Annotated in this window: 13 protein-coding genes; all 13 read left to right on the top strand. The window is 53.9% G+C overall.

The features are described 5' to 3' along the window. The first annotated feature begins 149 nt into the window (after positions 1 to 149). The 13 genes from K227x_RS07015 (at position 150) to K227x_RS06955 (ending at position 20,586) form a co-directional block, all read left to right on the top strand. Positions 150 to 1,037, top strand: coding sequence for a C1 family peptidase (locus tag K227x_RS07015; RefSeq protein ID WP_218933829.1), 888 nt, complete (start codon positions 150 to 152; stop codon positions 1,035 to 1,037). 333 nt (positions 1,038 to 1,370) lie between these two features. Further along, positions 1,371 to 3,071 carry a vanadium-dependent haloperoxidase gene (locus K227x_RS07010; RefSeq protein ID WP_145168866.1) on the top strand — a complete coding sequence of 567 codons (1,701 nt, stop codon included), beginning with the start codon at positions 1,371 to 1,373 and terminating at the stop codon, positions 3,069 to 3,071. Between the two features lie 123 nt (positions 3,072 to 3,194). Then, a complete protein-coding gene (locus K227x_RS07005; RefSeq protein ID WP_218933828.1) occupies positions 3,195 to 5,999 on the top strand; it encodes a ferritin-like domain-containing protein in 2,805 nt (934 codons plus the stop codon). 20 nt (positions 6,000 to 6,019) lie between these two features. Continuing rightward, on the top strand, positions 6,020 to 7,594 hold the full coding sequence (locus tag K227x_RS07000) for a LodA/GoxA family CTQ-dependent oxidase (protein ID WP_145168864.1): 1,575 nt from the start codon (positions 6,020 to 6,022) through the stop codon (positions 7,592 to 7,594). Between the two features lie 5 nt (positions 7,595 to 7,599). Beyond that, positions 7,600 to 8,751: an NAD(P)/FAD-dependent oxidoreductase gene (locus K227x_RS06995; protein ID WP_315854344.1), complete on the top strand. Its 1,152-nt coding sequence runs from the start codon at positions 7,600 to 7,602 to the stop codon at positions 8,749 to 8,751. After that, a complete protein-coding gene (locus K227x_RS06990; RefSeq protein WP_145168862.1) occupies positions 8,748 to 9,446 on the top strand; it encodes a dienelactone hydrolase family protein in 699 nt (232 codons plus the stop codon). The genes K227x_RS06995 and K227x_RS06990 overlap by 4 nt, the downstream gene beginning before the upstream one ends. Before the next feature lie 18 nt (positions 9,447 to 9,464). After that, complete coding sequence (locus K227x_RS06985; RefSeq protein WP_145168861.1) at positions 9,465 to 11,969, top strand: hypothetical protein; 2,505 nt, start codon at positions 9,465 to 9,467, stop codon at positions 11,967 to 11,969. A 109-nt stretch (positions 11,970 to 12,078) separates the two neighbouring features. Continuing rightward, positions 12,079 to 13,581, top strand: coding sequence for a hypothetical protein (locus tag K227x_RS06980; RefSeq protein WP_218933827.1), 1,503 nt, complete (start codon positions 12,079 to 12,081; stop codon positions 13,579 to 13,581). A gap of 32 nt (positions 13,582 to 13,613) precedes the next feature. Continuing rightward, positions 13,614 to 14,543 carry a hypothetical protein gene (locus K227x_RS31080; RefSeq protein WP_246146617.1) on the top strand — a complete coding sequence of 310 codons (930 nt, stop codon included), beginning with the start codon at positions 13,614 to 13,616 and terminating at the stop codon, positions 14,541 to 14,543. 224 nt (positions 14,544 to 14,767) lie between these two features. After that, positions 14,768 to 15,499 carry a S1 family peptidase gene (locus K227x_RS31565; protein ID WP_145168860.1) on the top strand — a complete coding sequence of 244 codons (732 nt, stop codon included), beginning with the start codon at positions 14,768 to 14,770 and terminating at the stop codon, positions 15,497 to 15,499. A gap of 60 nt (positions 15,500 to 15,559) precedes the next feature. Further along, positions 15,560 to 16,663 carry a clostripain-related cysteine peptidase gene (locus K227x_RS06965; protein WP_145168859.1) on the top strand — a complete coding sequence of 368 codons (1,104 nt, stop codon included), beginning with the start codon at positions 15,560 to 15,562 and terminating at the stop codon, positions 16,661 to 16,663. Positions 16,664 to 16,678: 15 nt separating this feature from the next. Further along, positions 16,679 to 18,994, top strand: coding sequence for a hypothetical protein (locus tag K227x_RS06960; RefSeq protein WP_145168858.1), 2,316 nt, complete (start codon positions 16,679 to 16,681; stop codon positions 18,992 to 18,994). 32 nt (positions 18,995 to 19,026) lie between these two features. Further along, complete coding sequence (locus K227x_RS06955) at positions 19,027 to 20,586, top strand: Dyp-type peroxidase (protein WP_145168857.1); 1,560 nt, start codon at positions 19,027 to 19,029, stop codon at positions 20,584 to 20,586. Positions 20,587 to 20,723 lie beyond the last annotated feature (137 nt).

Genomic DNA, 20,723 nt, shown 5'->3' with positions numbered 1-20,723 from the left:
AACTCAGTTGCGTGGAGTCCTTCATGTGAAAATCGCGTTACTCGCGGAGCGTTCCCATTCTATTCCGTAGCCAATTTCTGTCCTAGCGATTGAATAGACGTTTAGAGAAGCGTTTTATGCCTCGATGTGCATTCAATCACGAGATCGCTATGGCTAAATTTGTGCCGCGAGGATTGGGTTGGCAACCTGACCTTCCCGATGGACGCGACTTCACGTTTCGACACCCTGAGGTTCAGCGTCTACTTCTAGACCTGCCGGAGATGCTGGACTCCGAACAACCCGACCTAGTTGATCTACGCTGCGATTGCGACACAGAGTATTTCACGGCAGTAGATGACCAACGAACATTGAATGCTTCATCTGCGTTCGCGGTCTTGTCTGCGGTTGAGTATTTTGAGCGGCGTGTTGCCGGACGGACCTACGATGGCTCACGCCTGTTTCTTTATCAAGCTACACGACACAGAATTGCGAAAGCAGGGCGAGATATTGCTGATTCAGGCGCGGATTTGAGGACCACCTTGAAAGTACTTGCTCAGGTTGGCGTCCCGCCGGAAGAATACTGGCCATACAGTATCGAAGCTTTTCGATCCGAACCTAGCTCGTTTCTGCTTTCGCTGGCAACGGCCCCGAAGGCCCTTCGGTATTTTCGTATTGTCGATGATGGATGTAGTGGTCAAGAGACATGGCGTGCGTTGAAATCCTTCCTTGCGGCCGGTTTTCCAGTCTTGTTCGGGTTCTCTGTGCCTTCGTCATTGGCTGATGGTCCCGACATTCTTTTTCGCAAAGCCCATGACGCACCGCGCGGTGGTCAATCTGTTGTCGCAGTTGGATACCAATTGAATCGCGTTGGTGCGGATCAAGACGCGATCTTGATTCGCAGCTCATGGGGAAAGCAATGGGGAGACAATGGGTATGGATGGCTTCCTGCCAGCTTCGTTTGTAACTATCTCGCTCGCGATTTCTGGTGCCTATTCTCGGAAGAATGGCTGGATGCGACGGAGTTGTCTCGGCCATCTGTTGTTGCCGCGGCAGACTAAGAAAACCCGTTCTAGTCGTTCCTATCTGCTTCCGTAGATTGGCGAGACGACTGAGTCACAATCTCCTTGAAACTCACTTCATCTTTGACGTCGAGCAATCAAAGTCGAGCAATCAAATCAGCGGAATTAGTCATGTCGAAGAAAAAGACAGCGCGAAAGTCAACACAAAAACCGAAAGCATCGACGAAACGAAAGACCAAAACGACGCAGCGAAAGACTGCCACTGCCGCGAAAGACTGCCGTAGCGTTTTTGGCGCGAGACTGACTGTTGCGGCGGAAAGCCCAACAGCGAGATTCTCGAAGGGCCTTGACCATGATCCGACCACTGGCGAAGTGAATGCATCGCAGTTTCAGAATCTGGTAGATCAGCTCAAGAAGCTGAACGCGGATCCTGGACAAGCCGCGAAGCGTAAATTTCAACTGCGTAACAAGACTTGTGACTCGCTGCGCCGTTTCGTGAATCCGCAATCAGGTTGGTCACTTGATACCGAAGTTACCGATCCATGCTGTTACGAAATCCCCGCGCCGCCGGATTTGAACAGCCAGGAAGAGGCGGCTGAGATGATCGAACTGTACTGGATGGCGATACTGCGTGATGTGCCGTTCGCGCAGTGGGACGATCATCCGATGGTCGCCGCGGCCGCGGGTGAGATCAGCACTCTGCCTTTGTTTGTCAACCGTGACGATCCTAACGGAGATCCAACGACATCTGGCTTCGAGACGCTTTCTGTTACATCGAAGAGTCTATTCCGTGGCGGCGAATTGGCGCGATTTGCTGACAAAAATGCCGGAATTTCGGAGAACGTCGGCCCTTATCTTTCGCAGTTTTTACTTCACGAAATCCCTTATGGCACGTTGCGAATTCCACAGCGATGCATTCATGCCGCAGCAGGTGTCGACTACATGACGGATTGGTCGGAATGGCTTCACGTCCAAGACGGCGAAAGAAGAAATCCGAATCAAAACTTGGTGGGCCAACACGATCCGTCTCAACGACGATATCTATCGACGATGCGAGATCTGGCAACCTACGTGCATTATGACGCTCTCTACGAGGCCTATCTCAATGCGGCTCTAATTTTGCTGGGCGGTGGATACCCGAGTAATCCAGGCAATCCTTACGGGCCCGGATGCAGCGTGATGGGAACCGGGCAGGATCAGCGGCCGCACGAACACGAGGAATACCTAAAGTCAGCGAATCGCGGGGCACCAAAATACCCAGATCAAGACGGTTTTGGCACATTCGGCGGTCCTCAGGTTCTCTCTCAGGTCACCGAGGTTGCGACTCGGGCATTGAAAGCCGTGTGGCGACAAAAATGGACCCATCTACGACTGCGTCCCGAAGCTTATGCCGCTTTGGTCCATCGCTCGATTGTCGATGAAGTGCCAGTGCCTTACGAAGATTTCGACATCGAAGTCGAGCGAATTCTGCGAGCCAGTAGCGCGCTGGATCGGCTCACTTCTTCTCGCGGAAAACGCCGCGGTCGTGGTCATCGTCCTGAGCCAAATGCGTTGCTGCCGATGGCTTATCCCGAAGGATCGCCGACTCATCCATCCTACGGAGCCGGGCACGCAACAGTCGCCGGTGCGTGCGTGACCGTGCTGAAATCCTTCTTCGATGGCAGCGTTCAGTTCATCGGACCGGTCGAATCAACTGCCGACGGCGGGCACCTTGTACCGTATCAAGGCATGGACGCGCACAGCGGCAAGATGACCGTCGAACTTGAGCTGAACAAACTTGCCGCGAACATCGCAACCGGTCGCAACATGGCCGGCGTCCATTGGCGCAGCGATTACACGCAAAGCGTCTTGCTTGGTCAGCGGGTCGCCATCGACATGCTGTATCGCAAGAGCGCGACCTACACCGAGGAATACTGCATCGAGTTCAACAGTTTCGGCGGCAAGCCGATCGAAATTCACTCAGGGCAAGTCAAGTTCGCCGGCAAGAAACTGAACCTGCCAGAGCTGAAACGCGGTCGGTGTCTTGAGGCCTCGGAGTGTGACATCGCAAAGGCGCTATCGACCGTCGTTTGACGCTGAACGACCAAGTGAACAAAATTCCCCCTTCACGACTGGCAGAGATTGATGCTTAAAGGTCCACGCATTTCGTTCCGCAAACGAAGAGGTCGGGCGGTCGCAAGAGCTGCTGCTGACGGTGTGACTCCCGTTACGCATGCGACGGAAGACCTTGTCGTTGACGGCGAGCTGACTGCCAGAGACGAAGCAATCTTTCTTCTGCAAACCGCTGCCGAAATTGAACAGTCGTTGCTCGTGCAGTATCTCTATGCCGCCTATTCGATTGATGCGACTGCGGGGCCGAGTCCGACCGAACAAGCGAAAGCGGGCGGCTGGCGGAGAGCGATCGTTGAAATCGCGATCGAAGAGATGGCTCACCTGATCTCGATGCAAAATCTTTTGTTGCTGCTTGGTGGTCCTGTGAATTTGGAACGTGAAGACTTTCCGTTTCGCGACCTATTCTATCCGTTTCACTTCAAACTCGAACCGATCTCACTCGACTCGTTGGCAAAGTATGTCGTGGCTGAGATGCCTGACATCGTTGCAGATGCACCGCTGCAGGCGATCATTGACCGCGCGACGGGGGCTCAAGGAGGGATGCCGATCAACCGCGTTGGATCCCTCTTTGAAAAAATTGATGCATTGCTGGTTACGTTGACGGAAGACGATATCTATCCGGAATCCGCTACCACGTTTCAAGCGACCGCGATTGAATGGAGAGGCTTCAGTGAGCGAATTGTCCGACCCGTCTCAAGTCTAAGCGAGGCCAGGGCGCTGGCCAATGAGATCGCTGAGCAGGGCGAAGGTGGCGACACGGCTGTCACATCGCACTACCAAAAATTCCGTACGATCTACGAGGAACTTGAGGCCACAACGACTTGGAATCCAAGTCGTCCGATGCCGACCAATCCCAATACGTCCGAGCAGCCTCACCAGGATTTGGACATGGAAGCTGGACGAATCACCGATGCGGAGAGTCGCCGCTGGGCGCACATTGCCGATTTGCAATATCGGTTGCTGCTCCACGGAATCGCACATTCGCTGGTTCTGGAACAGGGAACGACGGCGCGTACGACGGTCATTGGTTGGGCATTTGGCATGATGCAATTCCCTGGTCTGCGTGAGGTCATTGGATTTCTACAGACTCGACCGCAACACGATCCTCCCCAGGCCGATACGCAAGGCAGAGAACGAAAGGCTGGGCCACCGTTTGCAATGCCTTACACGTTGGCGCTCCCGCATTCGCAGTCCGCTCAGTGGCGAACCTACGTGGAAATCGTCGACGCTATCAATAATCTGCTTGCGCAAACGACCAGCGTGCCTCCGTTTCAAACGAACCTGGAAGACTTTGTAAATACCATTCGTGAATCCGCCCTTGAGTTTTCCGAAACGGTTACACCACCGCAGACGCCCGATGATCCGAGTGATCCACCGCCAGCTCCCGGCGATGGCACCAAGGCAAAGGCGGACTTCTTGGAACTTTTGAAATCGAAACAAGGGATCGCTCAATTCATGCACAGCGGTGTGCAAATTCCGGCTGGCGGCAGCCTGAACGAGCTGTTCTCGGCTGAGAACTATGATGCCATCGTCAGTTTCCTGACTTCGACCAATGCCAAACGTCCTCCTGCGGTGGGCAAGCCGTTGGTAGTCCCCGGAAGCCCGAGCCAAAGTGGTTTTTATATCCAAATCACCACGGGCGTGATGTCAGGGAATTTTTCGGACGACGAGATTCAAGTCGTTGATCGTTGGATACGTAGCTTGGCTGCGTCCGGCGCTGTCGGCGGCAATGCCCCAGCAATCGTAGCGGCGGCTCGTCCGGCAGCAGTCGCACGAGCTGGCGCTGTGGTTCCCAGTGCCGCTGGAATCGTCGCAAATCGTTTTGCAACTGGATTGACGCAGCCGTTGTTCGTCACCTTCGCCCCTGGTAAACCCGATCGACTTTATATCGTCGAAAAGACGGGTGCGATTCAAGTGCTAGACGCTTCCAATGGACAGCTTGTTCAGACCTTCATTCAAGTTGACGATCTGAGCACCAACGGAGAACGAGGCTTGCTGGGCTTGGCGTTTCACCCACAGTATGAAGATAACGGCCACTTCTTTGTGAACTGTACAGACGCGGTTGGCAGAACAACGATTCGTCGATACACCGCGTCCAGCGGTCTTGCGGACACCAATAGTCGGCACAACGTAATGGTCGTCGACCAACCGTTCACCAATCACAACGGAGGTTGGATCGGGTTCGGTCCGGCCGACGGCTTGCTATACATCGCGATGGGTGATGGAGGTTCGTCAAACGATCCGATGGGCAACGCTCAGGAAACAAACGTATTGCTTGGTAAGATGCTTCGTGTCGACGTTGACCGTGACGATCTTCCGGCCGCCGCCGATATGAACTACGGCATACCGCCCACGAATCCATTTGCGGCAAGTGGTGCTGGACGGGCAGAGATTTGGTCACTTGGTTTGCGTAACCCATGGCGTTGCAGCTTTGACCGTTTGTCCGCCGATCTTTGGATGGGTGATGTTGGTCAGTCAGCCCGCGAAGAACTCAATTTCCAGAACGCGAATAGCCGTGGCGGCGAGAATTACGGTTGGCGTATTCGCGAAGGCACAAACCTGACGGGACTTGATCCCGATCAGCCGAATCTCGTCGATCCCATTCACGAATACGGTCGCAGTGACGGGCGCTCGATCGTTGGCGGATACGTCTATCGCGGCGAGGCAATCGCGGGACTGCAAGGCACCTACTTCTATGCAGACTTTCTTTCCAATCGGATTTGGTCCCTCCGCTACGACGGCTCTAGCGTTTCCAATCACGTTGAACGAACGGCTGAATTAAACGCCAATTCTGCGATCAACTCGATCGTCTCTTTTGGGGAAGACGCACAAGGCGAACTTTATCTCGTCTCAATCGGCGGCGACATTTTCCGCGTTCAACAGGTTTAACCTTCCACGGATTCAGACTCATGGCGAAGTCCTATCGCATTCATCCGGCTATTGGAGTCGCTCGTGTTGGCAATAGCATGGAAACGTTCATTGGCCCTGAAATTCCCGGCACCGAGCCAGCGCCCATCGGCGGTGCGTTCAAGGCCGACGGGCGATTGAAACGACAGGCTGCTCGATTTCGAGTGTTTGAGTACGACTCAGACAACCCGACTGCCGAGCCGCTTGAAGTCACAACGTCGCACAGTGAAGTTGAGAATATTTCTTGGACGGTGAAGCTCGCCAATCGCAAGGCGGCTGGCAACGTGATTCTCAGTGGCGGTAACACGCCTCGCAATCCAGGTATCTCGGAAAGCGAACTCGTCATCGCTCCGTCGGCCAAGACGCTCAGCGCGCCGGGGCAATCGGTTGCGTTCGACGATGGGAAGTTTCGCGGTAAAGTCGTTCCGCTTGGTCACGCCTCGACCGAAAGTAGCGGCAACCTCGTTGTGGCGGGCGGTTTCGGCACGTCGAATTTCGTCGTCAAGCCCGGAGAGCAAGGCGGCTACTCTGCTGGCGGTGGATTGAACTTTGCGAACAATCGCTTTTGGTACGACGACACTTCTGACGGTTCAATCAATGCAACGATCCAGCTGAGCGATGGCACAACCGTTCAAGCGGAGCAGGCATGGATTATCGTTGGCCCGCCTGATTACGCACCCGGTGTGGGCAATATCGTCACGCTGTATGAACTGATGCTCGATTTGGTGGTTCGTCAATTCTCGTTTGCCCCGAACCTATTTTCGGGCGGAGCGTTTGATTCCACCTACCGCCCATCGTTCACAAACGAAATCTATCCGATCCTCCATCGCGTCTCGCAGCAAGGTTGGGTGAGTCGTGTTGCGAACATGGGGCACGCCAATGTGATGCTGCGAGCCTTCAATGACTTGTCGTTTGTACCAACGCCTGGAAATGACCCACACCAGTCGTTGCGGGAGCTGATCTTTCACAAGCTTCGCGACCCCGACAATCCGAACACAACCGGGAACATGCCGAGGCTCAATGGAGACGGCGAAGTGAATCCAGTCGGGCTTACACTTCGTCCCTTGCAGTACTTCCTGATGAAGCAGTGGAAGGACGGGTTGTTTGTTGGAGATTGGAGCGGAATCCCTGCATTGAGTTCCAACGTAACGGCGTGGGGACTTGACCAGGCCGCGTTGGAACACTGCACGGGCGGTTCGTTTTTCCCTGGCATCGAAGTCAATCGCATCGTTGCCACTCGTCCGGACATCTATCAAGCGGACAGCAGCAACGTCGCGGTAGAGATTCGCCTGCGTCCTGAATCCGCGAACGATGATCGTCCGGCGGGCTACCTGACTCAGGACAACGCCATGCCTTGGCAGGCAGACTTCTTGAAGTGCCGCAACGGCTGGTGGCCCGCTCAGCGACCCGATGAAGTTCTGGTTGCTTCCGGTGGGCCGCAATTGGAATGGGATCGGGACAAGATCGCAAACCATAAGGACATGGTTGAACGATGGCACGAACTAGGCGTCGTGGCCCAGTCCAACGGAGAGTACATCGAGACTGAACGTAACCCAGATGGAATGTTCTTGGTTTAAGAAGCGTGGGCGAAACAAGTGTGAGAGATCCGACGGACGTATTGATTGTGGGAGGCGGTCCAGCGGGCTGTGCGATGGCGCTGCGACTGATGCAAAACGGATGCACACCCACAATTCTTGAAAGAAGCTCATTCAGCACGAGTCGCGTGGGCGAAGCGTTGTTGCCAGAAGCCGAAGGGCTACTGAAAACACTTGACGTGTGGGATCAATTCAAGCGTGAGGACTTTGAACCGACGTCTGGAATCGTATCCGCATGGGGCAGCGACAAAACCGCAGTATCAAGTTTCCTTTTCCAACCGTTCTCACAGGGTTGGAATCTCGATCGCGCCCATTTCGATCGAATGCTGCTGTGCGAATGTGCCGGTCGAGGCTGCCACGTCGATCGCCCCGCTGGTCCGATGCGAGTATCAAAATCTGGGACTGTTTGGAATGTTCAAATTGGATCGAAATCCTATCAAGCGGACATTCTCGTTGATGCAACGGGACGGTCGGCGTCGATCGCGACACGGCTGGGTGCGACGCGAGTTCCTGGAAATCGTTTGATGGCGCTGGTTGGCTATATGCGAACAAGTGACCTCGACGACCCGCGACTATTGATCGAGTCAGCGCCGAGCGGTTGGTGGTACTCCGCGGGGCTTCCAAACGATCAATTGGTCGTTGCGTATTTAACGGACGCGGATTTGATTCCCCGTCATGTCAACGAACGAACAGATTGGTGGAGACACTTGGTTCGCCGTTTGCCACACACATCCCAACGCATCGAAGCAACATCATTGCTGGAACCCCTGCGTCTTGTGAATGCGAACACGAGTTGGCTTGATGAAAGTTCTGGAGAGGGGTGGATAGCGATTGGCGACGCTGCCATCTCGCTCGATCCTCTTTCTGGCAACGGAATCATCCGCGCGCTCAAAACGGGAATAGCTGCGGCGGAAAGCGTCGTATCAGAACGCAGTGATTTCGCGACAAGTCGTTTTTTTGGAGACTTGATTCACAGCCTCGCTCGCGAATCTACCGAACAAAGTCGGTTGACACACCAGCGGGAAACTCGCTGGGAGGATCAAGTCTTTTGGCAACGGCGGACGAGCGTTGATTCCGAGCCAAAAAATTGCAGAAATCTTCACTCCATCAAGTCCTCCTTTGAAAATGGCATAGCATGATCCCCACGACCTTTCCGACTGGCACAGGCACAGTAACCGAGAATATCTCTTGGACGGCTGAAGAACCCGCAACCACGTATGACAGCGCCGTGATCATTGCCTATGGCAGTGATGGACTTGCTCCAAAATGGAAGCCAGAAATCGAGCGTCATGCGAAGGCACTCGCCGCTGTTGGAATCCTTGCACTGACGCCGGACTACTTTCAAAAGTCTCCGTCTACTTCTCACGACTCGTCGCTCACTGTCTTTCCTCAAATCCCGCTGCGTCATGGATCGTGGGCGATCGTTCTGCGAGACGCAGTCGATGCCTGCAAGACTCTTCCGGGCATTGACTCTTCCAAAGTCGGGCTTCTTGGATTTTCACTAGGTGGTTTCTTGAGTCTGCGCATACGAGACTCGGTCGACGTGCTCGTGGAGTATTTTTCACCGTTCACTTTTCCTGAGGTTGATGGCATTGGGACCAATGCAAACAGGCTGCTCAAAGTTCACATTCACCACGGTGAAAGTGATTCCCTTGTTCCTCTCATGCAAAACGCTAATCCGATTCAATCACAGCTCGTACGCGAGCGGGCGACTGTTTCCATGACGAAGCACCCAGGGGCCGTCCACGGATTCTTGGGCAGCGATTCGGGAAATAGCACTGCCAGGGATCAATCGCTTCGCGAAACGATTCAATTCTTTGAAGCGAACCTTTAGCACCTTGGATCGCCTGTCGTGCAAGCCAATACCCATATCACGCCGCCGGGGCCGGAAAAATTCACGCTACCGGTGCCGCCGACTTTCAACACGAAGGACGCTTGGTTTTCCGCTGGAAGCTTGCTGGTGTTCTTTGTCGCTTCGCTTTTGGCGATCATCAATCTGCCTGACTTGCCGTTGTGGGTGGGCGCCCCGTTTTGGTTCACCGCGTTTGGAAGTGGCATTGGGTTCCTCTACGAAACTTGGTTGCTGATCCGAAATGCACCTTATCAATTGCTGGGAACCGCCATGGGGCGTTTCATTCAAACCATTCGGCTCGGCAACATTGCGTTTGTGTTCGGCTCGGTCTATCTGGCTTACGGACTGGTGACGCTCGGTGCGTTTGGTCATTCAGGATGGGTGACGGCTTTGGTTGGCACCGTCACTGGTTTTTTGCTTATTCTGTTTCTCTTTCGAGGTCCGCAAGAAATCGGCGCAGCAACCCTGACGGTCGGATTGATCGCGTTGCTGATACTCATGTTCGCGTCCAGCGGATTGCAGGGAGGAGTATGGGGGCGAACTGCACTCGCTGTCGCAGCAATTGGGCTCTACGCGACAACCTTCATCGGTTCGCAAACGCCACGCCGAAGCACGGTCTTTCATCTCGTTGCGACGGTTGTCGTTGCCTTGCTGTACTTCGGTTTACGGACTGAGTTTGATGCATCCGCCGAGGCTCATCAGGGAATCATAGGAATTGGACTGCGGTTGCTCGTCTCGATTCCGGCTGGGATGGCCCTGGCTTTCTATCTACTTCCGCAAACCTGGGCCATGTTCCGTTCGATGATCTCCGGAGCGACTTGGCCGTACTTCTATTTGTTCATAGCAGGCGGGATGCGTGTTCCAAGACCCGAGCGTCTGGGCGAACTATACGCGGGACGTGAGAGCGAACTTCAGCCGCTGGGGCTGCTCCCCTACTACATTGCCCATCCGCGCAACTTGACCCATCCAGTCAGCGTTCCTTGCCTGGATGAAGCACTGACGTTGAAGGTTCATGCCTTCGGAATGATCACGAGGTTAGTGAAGTTCGCTTTCGGTGCGGCCAGCATGGTCAATCGTGTCTTCCCAATCGCGAACATCGACGTGCCACTGCGATTGAAACCGAGAATGGAACCGTGGAGCGACGGTAGCAACTACTGGCCGAAGCAGTTTCTTCAGCGCATCTACCTCCCGACACTCGGCTGGTTTTCAATTGAGTCAGGTGTTCGCGGCCCAGGTTTCCAGCCCACGCCGCCAACCGTACTCGAAGCTTACAGTCAAGGCCAGCTCTTAGCCTTCCTGGTCGAATACGGCACCGCTGGCACGTTCATCCAGCCGATCATCCGAGATGGTAAGCAAGCCTTTGTGATGGACCTGTCGTTCTTTGAAAAGTACGAGACGAAAGCCGACTACGAGTCTTATGGCGGAGTCGCGTACTTCGAGATCGACGACGCCAATCACTGCCTGAAACTGACTCACGTTCAGGCTCCGAAATCCGATATTGAATTGTCTGTTGATCCGACTGACGCGAGGTTCCGCCATGCCGAGGACATGATTCTGGCCACCGTCTACTTCTATGTCGTCAGCGGAAAGCATCTCGTCGAAATCCACATGGGCTTGAATCTGATCGAAGTCGCGTTGTTCAACTCGTTCGACGCCAAACGGCAGTGGTTTCATCCCGTCCGACTCGCTCTTTACCCGCATTTGTTCGCCCATGAGCTAGCCGAAGAACTAACGACCCAAAACCTGTTGGAAGACAACGCCGTCTTTCCGCAGATATTCGCGACGACCAACGCATCATTGATGCGGCACTTAAACGACCGATTTGGCGAATACGAGCTGGCAGAAGACGAAGACTTCGAGCGCCGCGAGAAAGTACTGCTAGCAGGACGCGACGGCCAAGCCCTGGAGAACGTTCTACCCAGATCAAGCCTGGTTTGGGAAAAGCAATACGCTGCGATCTGGCTGGAATACGCGACCAGCTTGGTCGAAGCGGTCTACACCAGCGATGCGAATGTCGCATCCGACGAGTGCGTGCAAGTGTTGTTTGCCAATCTGGCAGCAACTTACGCTCAGCCGCTTCCCAATCGTTTCGACCAACTAAAAACACGATCAGGTCTAGCAAGGTTCATTGCCGACATGATGCATCATCTGATCATCCGCCACGAAGTCTACGGAACATCCGGCGTCCGCTTAGCGCTCGATCCACGCATCAACAAAGTACAAGTCCCCAAAGATGGTGGCACCTACGGCGTCGACGAATGGCGTTCACTCGCTTGCGTCGCGATGGCGACTTCGCGAGTTCGTTACACGCTACTAGCCACTGACTACAAAAACGTCTTCGAGGATCTTAAAGACCCCGAAGTCAATCAAAAGTACCGAGACGCCCACGATCGAATGAAATCGCAACTCGAAGCCCTCGAAGCAGAATTCACTTCCGACGAAATCGAAAACTACAACACGCTACGTCTCTTGCCATCGGAACTCGACATCGGTGCTGGCTACTGATTATTTCGCGGGTTCTGTTCCCATTGAGTTCCCATCGACTTCCGTAGCAGTGCCGAACTCGCCAAGGTTGAATAAAGATCTTCGTTTGAAACACAGAGGAATGTAAGCAATGAGCAGCATTTTGACGGGAACCTGGATCTACCGCAGTTTTCACAACGTGCAGGAACAGGTTGACCCAAAGTTGCCGCTTGAAGATCGCTTGTTGTTTGGACAAGGCGTATTGATTTTCGATCCAGTGGTCGGGCACGATGATGTTCTGGGGCAACTGGCGTTCCGCAGTGATCCGCCGAATGTCGATGATGCTCGGCTAGAGATGGTTGGAAGAATCGAACACGGGACACCCCATCGGATTCGCCTCCGCGGAACGGGGGTCGCTGGCACGAGTGCTGAGGGTTGGGTCTACGATTACATAGGATATTTTGCGCCGGAATGGCCCGATGGAGTTAACCAGGTTCCCGCGATTGTCGGAACGGTCATCCGCAGTATTCCGCATGGTAAAGCACCAGCGGGTGTGGTTGGATCGTTCGTTGCTGTAGCCCAGGAATTTCCAGAGCCCAGAGAAGTCATCCCGCTGCCCGACTCGGTGATCCGAATGCTGGCGGGTGAAAAGCACCGGTTGCATCATTTGCTGTGGCATTCGCTACGACAGTTTTGGCTCTCGCCTGACGTTTCGGATGAAACGCGCCAGCAGATTCGGGATCTGAATTGGGAACCGCCGCGACTAGGAACGGAGTCAGGGAAGATTGCCGTCAACAACGGCTCAGGAATCGACTTTCTGTACATGCACCGGGAGATGATCTCACACGTTAGGCACATGATGCATCACGCAGGGTTAGATCCGATTCAACATTGGTCCAGCCCTCCACAGCCGGGGTCTGTGCGTGCTGAACCAGATTTCGCAGAATGCAATCCGTCGCATCCTGCGCCCGGCAATCCCGACGGATTCGTCGTTCCGCCAGCTTGGCACTGGCCCGGCGTCGTCAACCTTGAGCGTCGCATTCACGCACTCAAAAGCGATGAATACTACTGGTCGCGCATGCAGTGGTGGGATCGTGAATTCAAGAATCCCGAACGACTTGCAAAGCTCACTCTGGGACAACTCGGCGCGTTGGTCGAATTCTCCATTCACAATGACATGCACATGCGATGGGCGTCCGTTCCACGACTGCCTGATGGAACCAAGGTTCCGCTTGGTCGTGGCATTGGCGATATCGACAGCCGATGGGCTGATCCGAGTAACGATTACCTTGGCGACTTTTACTCATCGCACGTGAATCCCGTTTTCTGGCGTCTGCACGGCTGGGTCGATGACCGGATCGAAGATTGGTTCGCGGCTCACGAAGCAGCTCACCCTGGCGAAGTTCGGCAAGTTGATATCGGTGGCCTGCCGTGGTTTCAAAGCGAAAACTGGGTCGAGCACGACCAGCCGTGGGCTAAGCCACAACAAGGTTTCGATGTCGACACGATGAAACAGGTTGTCCGGTTACTGTTTCCGCCGACGGATCGTGCAACTCGAGGTGAATCGCGGGCAGTTGCTCAGCCTGGGCTGCGACCCGAGCAATCGGCAACAGAAGTGTTCTTTGGTGCAACACACGATATTTCGATTCCGTAGTCCCTTCCTCAAATGCATTTGGGAGTCTCCACATGCTCGATACACGAAAATGGTGTTTGTTTGTTTTGATCTGCCTAGTGGGAGTGCCATTGTTCGCACAGGAGGCAACTCTACCTGACAGGTCGCTTCCGTATGGCTCCGATTCTCAAGTCGATAACCCTGCCATCGAACGACTGGCAGCAGAATCGGCTGTCGCGGATGCCGTTGCGAAAGCAAGAAAACTAGAGCTGGAAAATTTGCGTCTCAAGATCGCTATGCAGCGACTCCAAATCTCACTCGTTGAGCGAATTCGAGACCCAGGTTCCAATCGGGCACAAGACCGTGCGTTTCCGCTCCGCCGTGCGATTTGGCCCAGTGCGACCATCCCAGTGACATGGGAGAATCCTTCACCCGCGAATGCTCAGGAACGCCAATGGGTTCAGGATGCGATCACGCGGACATGGCAAGCTGAGTCGGGACTCAAGTTCACTGGCTGGGGACAATCGCAGGCAAGCTCAACGGGAATTCGGATTCTCATCGCTGATGATGGACCTCATGTAAAGGCGTTGGGCAGAGGTCTCGATGGTATGCGAAATGGGATGGTGCTGAATTTTACTTTCGGCAATTGGTGTCCAGCATGCGGTGGAGCGAATCGACGTTCTTCGATCGAGAGCATCGCGGTGCATGAATTTGGCCATGCCATCAGTTTTGCTCACGAGCAAAATCGGAGTGATGCACCTCTTTGGTGTCAGCGAGAGCGACAAGGCAGTGACGGAGATTGGTTCATAACTGTCTACGATCCTGATTCGATTATGAACTACTGTAACCCACTGTACAACAACAATGGAGACCTCAGTCCGCTTGATATCGCGGGGGCGCGAGCACTCTATGGCGCACCAGGGAATCCCGTTCCAACGCCAGTGCCGAATCCTGTGCCAACTCCAGACGTTCAGCCTGATCCCCCGGTGCAAAAAGGCAACTAAACACGTCTCTGAATAATCCTAAACAATCACTAATCTCAGGAGGTATTCCCGTGCGTAAGAATCAAAAGAGTGCTTGCAACTGCGGCGGTCGCAGTGCAACAGGCCACGATGTAGGAGAACAAATTGAATTGCTAAGCAAGCGAATTCGATTTCTGTCTGAACAACTCTCCGACCACCTTCGCGCTGACCCATCGGACAACGACTCTCGGAGTCGCGCAAGTCGAATGGCAGATCAGCTTGAGCGAATAGTTGGCGGTCGCCCTGTCGATCCTGGCGCATTTCCAGAATGTTGTCTCATTGGCAACTCGTCGGCTGGCGGGTTTCTAAATGAGTGGTTCTGCACTGGTACTCTCATTCATCCCCGACTCGTTATTACAGCCGACCACTGTATCTTCAGTCGGTTTGACCCAAATTCGATTGGAATTGGCGTCGAGCAAGAATCCAATGTGCAGCCAGCCAACATTGTGCGAATTTCGCGAATCAAGCAGCATCCGACGGAAGACATTGCGCTGCTGATTCTTCAAACTGCGCCCACGGTGGCTCCGATTGCAAGGGCGACTTCAGATGAAGTCGCCAATGCGAGTCGGATCGAACTAGTTGGATTCGGAAACGACAACCCAGCGGGCTCAATGGGGTTCGGAATCAAACGACAAGTCAACGTGCCGATGAATGTTGTCAGAAAGACTCCACAGGAAAACTTGTCGGCCGCTGAATCAACCCTTGGCTTCAATTCGATGACAGAATTCGTGGCGGGTCGAAAGGGTTCTGGGCAAGACTCGTGCAACGGCGACAGCGGAGGTCCAGCATATGTGCATGTGGACAGTCAGCGAAAACTTGCTGGGGCGACATCAAGGGCGACTGATGAAGCGAACGACAATTGCGGCGACGGAGGCATCTATGTTCGCGTCGATTCCGTCAGCGATTGGATTGACGAAACGATCGCGGAAATGAGGTAGTCGGTGGCTAGTCGCACAAAACAGAAACGCGCAAAGCGGAGGTATTCGCTTCTGCTTTTCATGGCTGGCGATAACGATCTAAGTGATGCTGGGATTCGTGACATCGCTGAGTTGTGCAAAGTTGGCGCATCAGCAGATGTTTATGTAGGCGTCGAAATCGACACCAGAGGTGAGCACACAGGCTCCATCCGGTACGAAATCACGGAGCCAGAAGAGGAAGGAATTGCATACAGAAATGTGATTGAGCGGTTGCCTGAGGCCGACACTGGAAAGCCGGAATCGTTACTGAAGTTTTTGACCTGGGGAACCGATCGCTATCCAGCAGACCAGCGGGTAGTGGTCATCGGCGGACACGGTGATGGTTTCCGATCACGCCGTCGTGCGATCGCAATCGACGAGTTCGGTGGAGCCCTCGATATGCCTGAAGTCGAATACGTGTTCGAGCGAGTGGGCTTTCACAAAAAAAAGATTGCGATACTGGGTTTTGATGCGTGCTTGATGGGAATGCTTGAGATTGCCAACCACTTTTCTAAGTTCGCTGACTACTTGGTAGCATCACAGCAGATTGAACCTGGCGAGGGATGGCCATACGACAAAGTGCTTGAGCATCTCAAGCATGAGCCAAAAGTCTGCGATGTCGCTTCCGACATCGTGGATTCATACGTCAACCATTACGTGCTTCACGGGATGACGAATGTTACTCAGTCAGCTATCCGACTGACACGAACAGGAGAAGCGATGAAATCTCTATCGCTACTTGGAAAAGCAGTCGCCAGCCATTTGGACTCACAGGACGCCAGCACGAAAAGAGAATCAATACGCACCATTGATATGGCACGCGCGTCATCGCAATCCTTTGCCAACGCAGAGTATGTAGACGCTGTGCATTTTGCCGAAAATCTCTCCAAGGCGATCGAATGCAAGGTCGTTGGCAAATACTCACGGCGACTGATCGAATCACTGAACAAGGCAGTCATCAAGAATCGAGTGCTACGTCGCTCGAGAAAACTCGCGAATGCGAACGGACTCTCCATTTGGTTTCCATCGACGCTTTTTTCGTTCACCGTTAACAGGGCACGCTATCTGGAATTGAATGGGGTGGAAGACCAGCCAGGATGGCTGAATTTCATGGACGACGTTTTTGCAGAAATGCGATACAGCTAATTCAAAGGCAAGCAAATGTACACAAAAGCCATCGGTCGTGAGTTTTGGTTCGACTTTGATAATCAGACGCTGTGGCAGAGGACGCGGGTGATCGCGGATGCGTTTCAGCGAGGTTATTTTGCTCAAAGCTGGGGCTTGGACTCACTACCCGACTTTTTGCGGACCTCGTTTTCTGATCCGAATCATCCTGGTCCGTTTGTCACAACAGTCGAAGCGGGCAGACGTGGGTTGCTGGATCTGGCGGCAATTCAATTGCAAATCATTGATCGTCACTTGAAGGACGATGATTCGATTCGCAGTGCGTTTGAAGATTTTGGGCAAGGTGTCTTGTTTGACGATCGTGCGCCGCGACCGCCTGGGCGGCGCGTTCACATGATGGACGGGACGCCGGATAACTGGGTTGGTTGGCAGCGTTGGCATGGGTTCATTCGTGCCGCAAGTTTGCTGGGTGACTCCGCGGATCGTTGGTTGCACGTCGATCGCTGTATGGCACTCTCTTGGGCGATTCAAACGGAAGCCGATCCAGAAAACGACGCTCAGAACAATCCTGGGTTGCCGGCGAGTCGATTGGACTTGCTGCGCGACACGTGGATGACGCTTACGTTTGAGCAACTTGATTGGGCGTTTGCGAAACACCGCTTTCTTGCGCCAGCGCCGGAGGCGTTCGACGCGATTCGATCACCGTCGCGGCGCGCATTCGCCGCTGCCGGAGCAGTGCCTGCGGTGAATTATGCGGGAGTACAACAAATTCTTGAGTCGGCCTCTGGGGTTAGTTTCCCACATCACGATGGACATGCACGATTTTGGCTACTTCCCGAGGACCAGTTCATAGCGTTACCACCGATTTACGGCCACGCGTTAATCGCCGATCCAGGGCCATATCGTGGAGCACGGTCGGCTCTCGTCAAAGTACTCAAGGGAACGCTTGCCGGCATTCCGCAAATGCCGCTGAACCAACCGCCGCTTAGTAGTGACGATATTCAATACGTTGAAAACTGGATTGATTCGCTTGACAGTACGAACGGGACATTTCAGTACGCACCACCAGCGAACATCGAAGATCTAACGGCAGCGCAGAAGACGCAGTGGAGTGGGGTGGTTCATCAGTGGTTTCGCTCTGCAGAGACGCGATTGTTGCAAGACACCGGTGTTTCGATGGCTGACGTTCGGATCTTTAATCTGATTGACTCGCCCCAAGGTGCTGGCGGCAGCGTGGCGGAAATTCCGTGGAGCGGTTTTCCTCGAAAGTACGCACAGGTTGTGCAGAATGTGGAAGATCGTTGGCGAGTCGTCGAAGAAACTGTAAACGCGGACCTTACGGGAAGACGTGCGGGCTACTACCGCCAAGTCCCTGGCGGATTCGATCCAGCCGAGGACATTGTTTTTCGGGATCAAGACGAGTATTGCGAGTGGCATTCGTCCCGCGATGCTGATAACGAACTACGCAAGGTTGTCTTTACTTGTGAAAACCCAGAGTACTGGGGATTTATTGCCGACAATGACCCCGATCTTTTGTTGAAGCTCTACCAAGACTTGACGGGTGAGCAGGTTGAGATGGGGGATCTATTTTTCGACGAAGATATCTTTATCGCGGACGCGAACCGTAATCCGGTGAATCAAAACGGGCAATACAATCCATACAACAAATGGAACACGACCGAAGGTGCGATTCACCTGACGCATCCTGCCAATTCACTGTCCGCGGAAGTGTTCCTAGCTGCCGATGCGAGCGTGTTGCGAGAAAATGGCAACGGACCCGTCGTGGCACCGGGCGAGTTGATCTGTTGCGCTGGATACGGTGGTCCTGATCGCTCTAGCGACCCGACAATTGGATCCGCGATCAACGGACTGGTGCGACAGAACAAGTTTGTCACGATCGACGATCCAGTCGGACTGTATATTCACAGTCTGGACGCAGCACCATTTGAATTTCCTCCAGGTGTCTCGTTCGATGACTGCTGGAAAGTCATCCGTGGCGATCAAGACAAGAAGCAGATTCTACGTGCCGAGTTTTCGCTTCCTGATGGCGGTTCGCTGAGTGATATTATTGTTGGCGGAGAGCCACTTCGATTCGGCTCGCAAATTGCCGAGTTCATTTCGATTGTCATCTTTGGCAGAGTTTTTGATGCGGCTGCAAATCCTGATCCGATGCCATGCGTCGCGCATTGCTGTACACATCCGACGCTGCTGGACTTGCAAAGGATCACTAACATCAACGATCAATGTCCACCGCCGGGAGGCACAGTTGGCATCGCCGCGGCGAGAGAACTTGATGTTCGCCAAGAGCCGCTACCGAACTTAAAGAACGTCAAGGATCCGTACACTCGGTAACGCCCAGGATCACATCTCGAAATGGAATTGTTATGGTTGAACCGCAACTTGCCACGGATCAGATTCAAGCGAACATCTCACCAGGTTTCCGCTTTCCTTTTCAACATTTCATTGCGATCAAAACTGCCGGAGTTGATGAAGCTCGGCGTTTGATTGGTGAATTGCTTCCCCGAATCACGACGATGGACCAAGCGTTGGGGTTCCACGAGAGTCGTTTGGAACGCGCCAGAGAAAGTTACAATTTTGGAATCTCCAGCTTTCGTGCTCTTGAATCGCATCCCGTGTGGGTCAACGTCGCCTTCGGAAACGAATTACTCAATGATCTGATTGGGAACGCGGCAGATAATGCAGACCGTTCGTTTCGCCTGGGCCTTCACCGTCGTAGTTTTACTCTCGGCGATCATCGTGATCCGTCGAATGAGGGACACAAAAGCAACTGGCTCGTTGGCGGCCCGGACAATGCCGCAGATCTATTCTTGATCGTTGGGTCATCCAACGACGCCACGTTGGATGGGGGTGTCGAGTCTCTGGTTGAAACGGTCCAGCACGGATCGCACGAAGTTATCTACGAAGAACGGGGAACTCGGCTAGGCAACGACGAAGAGCACTTCGGATTTCGCGACGGTGTCTCTCAACCCGCGATGCGTGGTCGAGTGTCGGCTGGCACCCACGACTTCCTTGCCAAACGTCGAGTTCAAAACTCGCCTACTGGGCCGGAATGGGCGTCACCCGGTTCGCCGCTTGTTTGGCCAGGCGAGTTCGTGTTTGGCTATCCACGCCAAAGTTCAAACCACTTTCGCGATCCGTCTTCGATCGCCGACACCGATGACATTCTAAAGAACGGCTCGTTCCTTGTTTTCCGAAGACTCAAACAAGATGTTCCGCTGTTTCGCAAAGAAACGGCAAGGATGGCATCCGACTTGGCGGCACATACGGAGTTCTCGCATTTCGACAAGGAACTTCTACGGGCAAGCATCGTTGGCCGATGGCCGGACGGAACTCCCGTGCAACAGTCTCCCGATGGGTCGCCAGCACAAGCGGTATCAGACGACCGTATTAACTATTTCGGCTTCGGGAGTGACACACCGCCGATTGAGTTAGCGGATGGCCGAACCGTGCAGGGGACGGCGGCAGATCCCGATGGCGTCGTTTGTCCTTTCCATGCACACATCCGCAAGGTCAATCCACGCGACCGGTCAACGGACCTTGGAGCTGAAACGAACACGATGAAAATGCGAATCTTGCGGCGTGGAATCCCCTTCGGACCAGCGTTTGACGATGCTCCAGACGAAACGGATCGCGGGCTCTTGTTTCTTTGTTACCAAACCAGTATTCGCGACCAATTTGAGCAGTTGATGATTCGCTGGGTCAATTCAACAGTGAATCCCGAACCAGGAAACAACGAAGGTCACGACATGATCCTCGGCCAGAGCGGAGCGTCCGCCGACCGCGAGCGATTTTGCGTTTTCAAAGACACTTCCGGCTCAGAAGCCACGATTGCAACAAAGAAAGACTGGATCATCACGACGGGGGGTGGCTACTTCTTTTGTCCATCCATTGATGCACTCAGGTTGATGGCCGGTTCTCTCTAGCATCGCATAAACATTCAGGTATTCGGCCCGTCTTCGCGGGCCGAAGTAGTTTCCTTTCCCATCGCGATCCTATTGGCTTCCGTACCAGTAGCGTGTCGCATCATGTCTAATTACTTCATCAAAATAGGACCTTCCTG

The organism is Rubripirellula lacrimiformis (assembly GCF_007741535.1).
In the GTDB taxonomy this organism is placed as follows: Bacteria; Planctomycetota; Planctomycetia; order Pirellulales; family Pirellulaceae; genus Rubripirellula; species Rubripirellula lacrimiformis.
This window is presented reverse-complemented; position numbering and strand designations above follow the sequence as displayed.

Bases quoted from the DNA above. Each gene is read 5' to 3' on its own strand.
- K227x_RS07015 (WP_218933829.1), top strand. From the start codon at position 150: ATGGCTAAATTTGTGCCGCGAGGATTGGGTTGGCAACCTGACCTTCCC.
- K227x_RS07000 (WP_145168864.1), top strand. From the start codon at position 6,020: ATGGCGAAGTCCTATCGCATTCATCCGGCTATTGGAGTCGCTCGTGTT.
- K227x_RS06990 (WP_145168862.1), top strand. From the start codon at position 8,748: ATGATCCCCACGACCTTTCCGACTGGCACAGGCACAGTAACCGAGAAT.
- K227x_RS06980 (WP_218933827.1), top strand. From the start codon at position 12,079: ATGAGCAGCATTTTGACGGGAACCTGGATCTACCGCAGTTTTCACAAC.
- K227x_RS31080 (WP_246146617.1), top strand. From the start codon at position 13,614: ATGCTCGATACACGAAAATGGTGTTTGTTTGTTTTGATCTGCCTAGTG.
- K227x_RS31565 (WP_145168860.1), top strand. From the start codon at position 14,768: ATGGCAGATCAGCTTGAGCGAATAGTTGGCGGTCGCCCTGTCGATCCT.
- K227x_RS06965 (WP_145168859.1), top strand. From the start codon at position 15,560: ATGGCTGGCGATAACGATCTAAGTGATGCTGGGATTCGTGACATCGCT.
- K227x_RS06960 (WP_145168858.1), top strand. From the start codon at position 16,679: ATGTACACAAAAGCCATCGGTCGTGAGTTTTGGTTCGACTTTGATAAT.
- K227x_RS06955 (WP_145168857.1), top strand. From the start codon at position 19,027: ATGGTTGAACCGCAACTTGCCACGGATCAGATTCAAGCGAACATCTCA.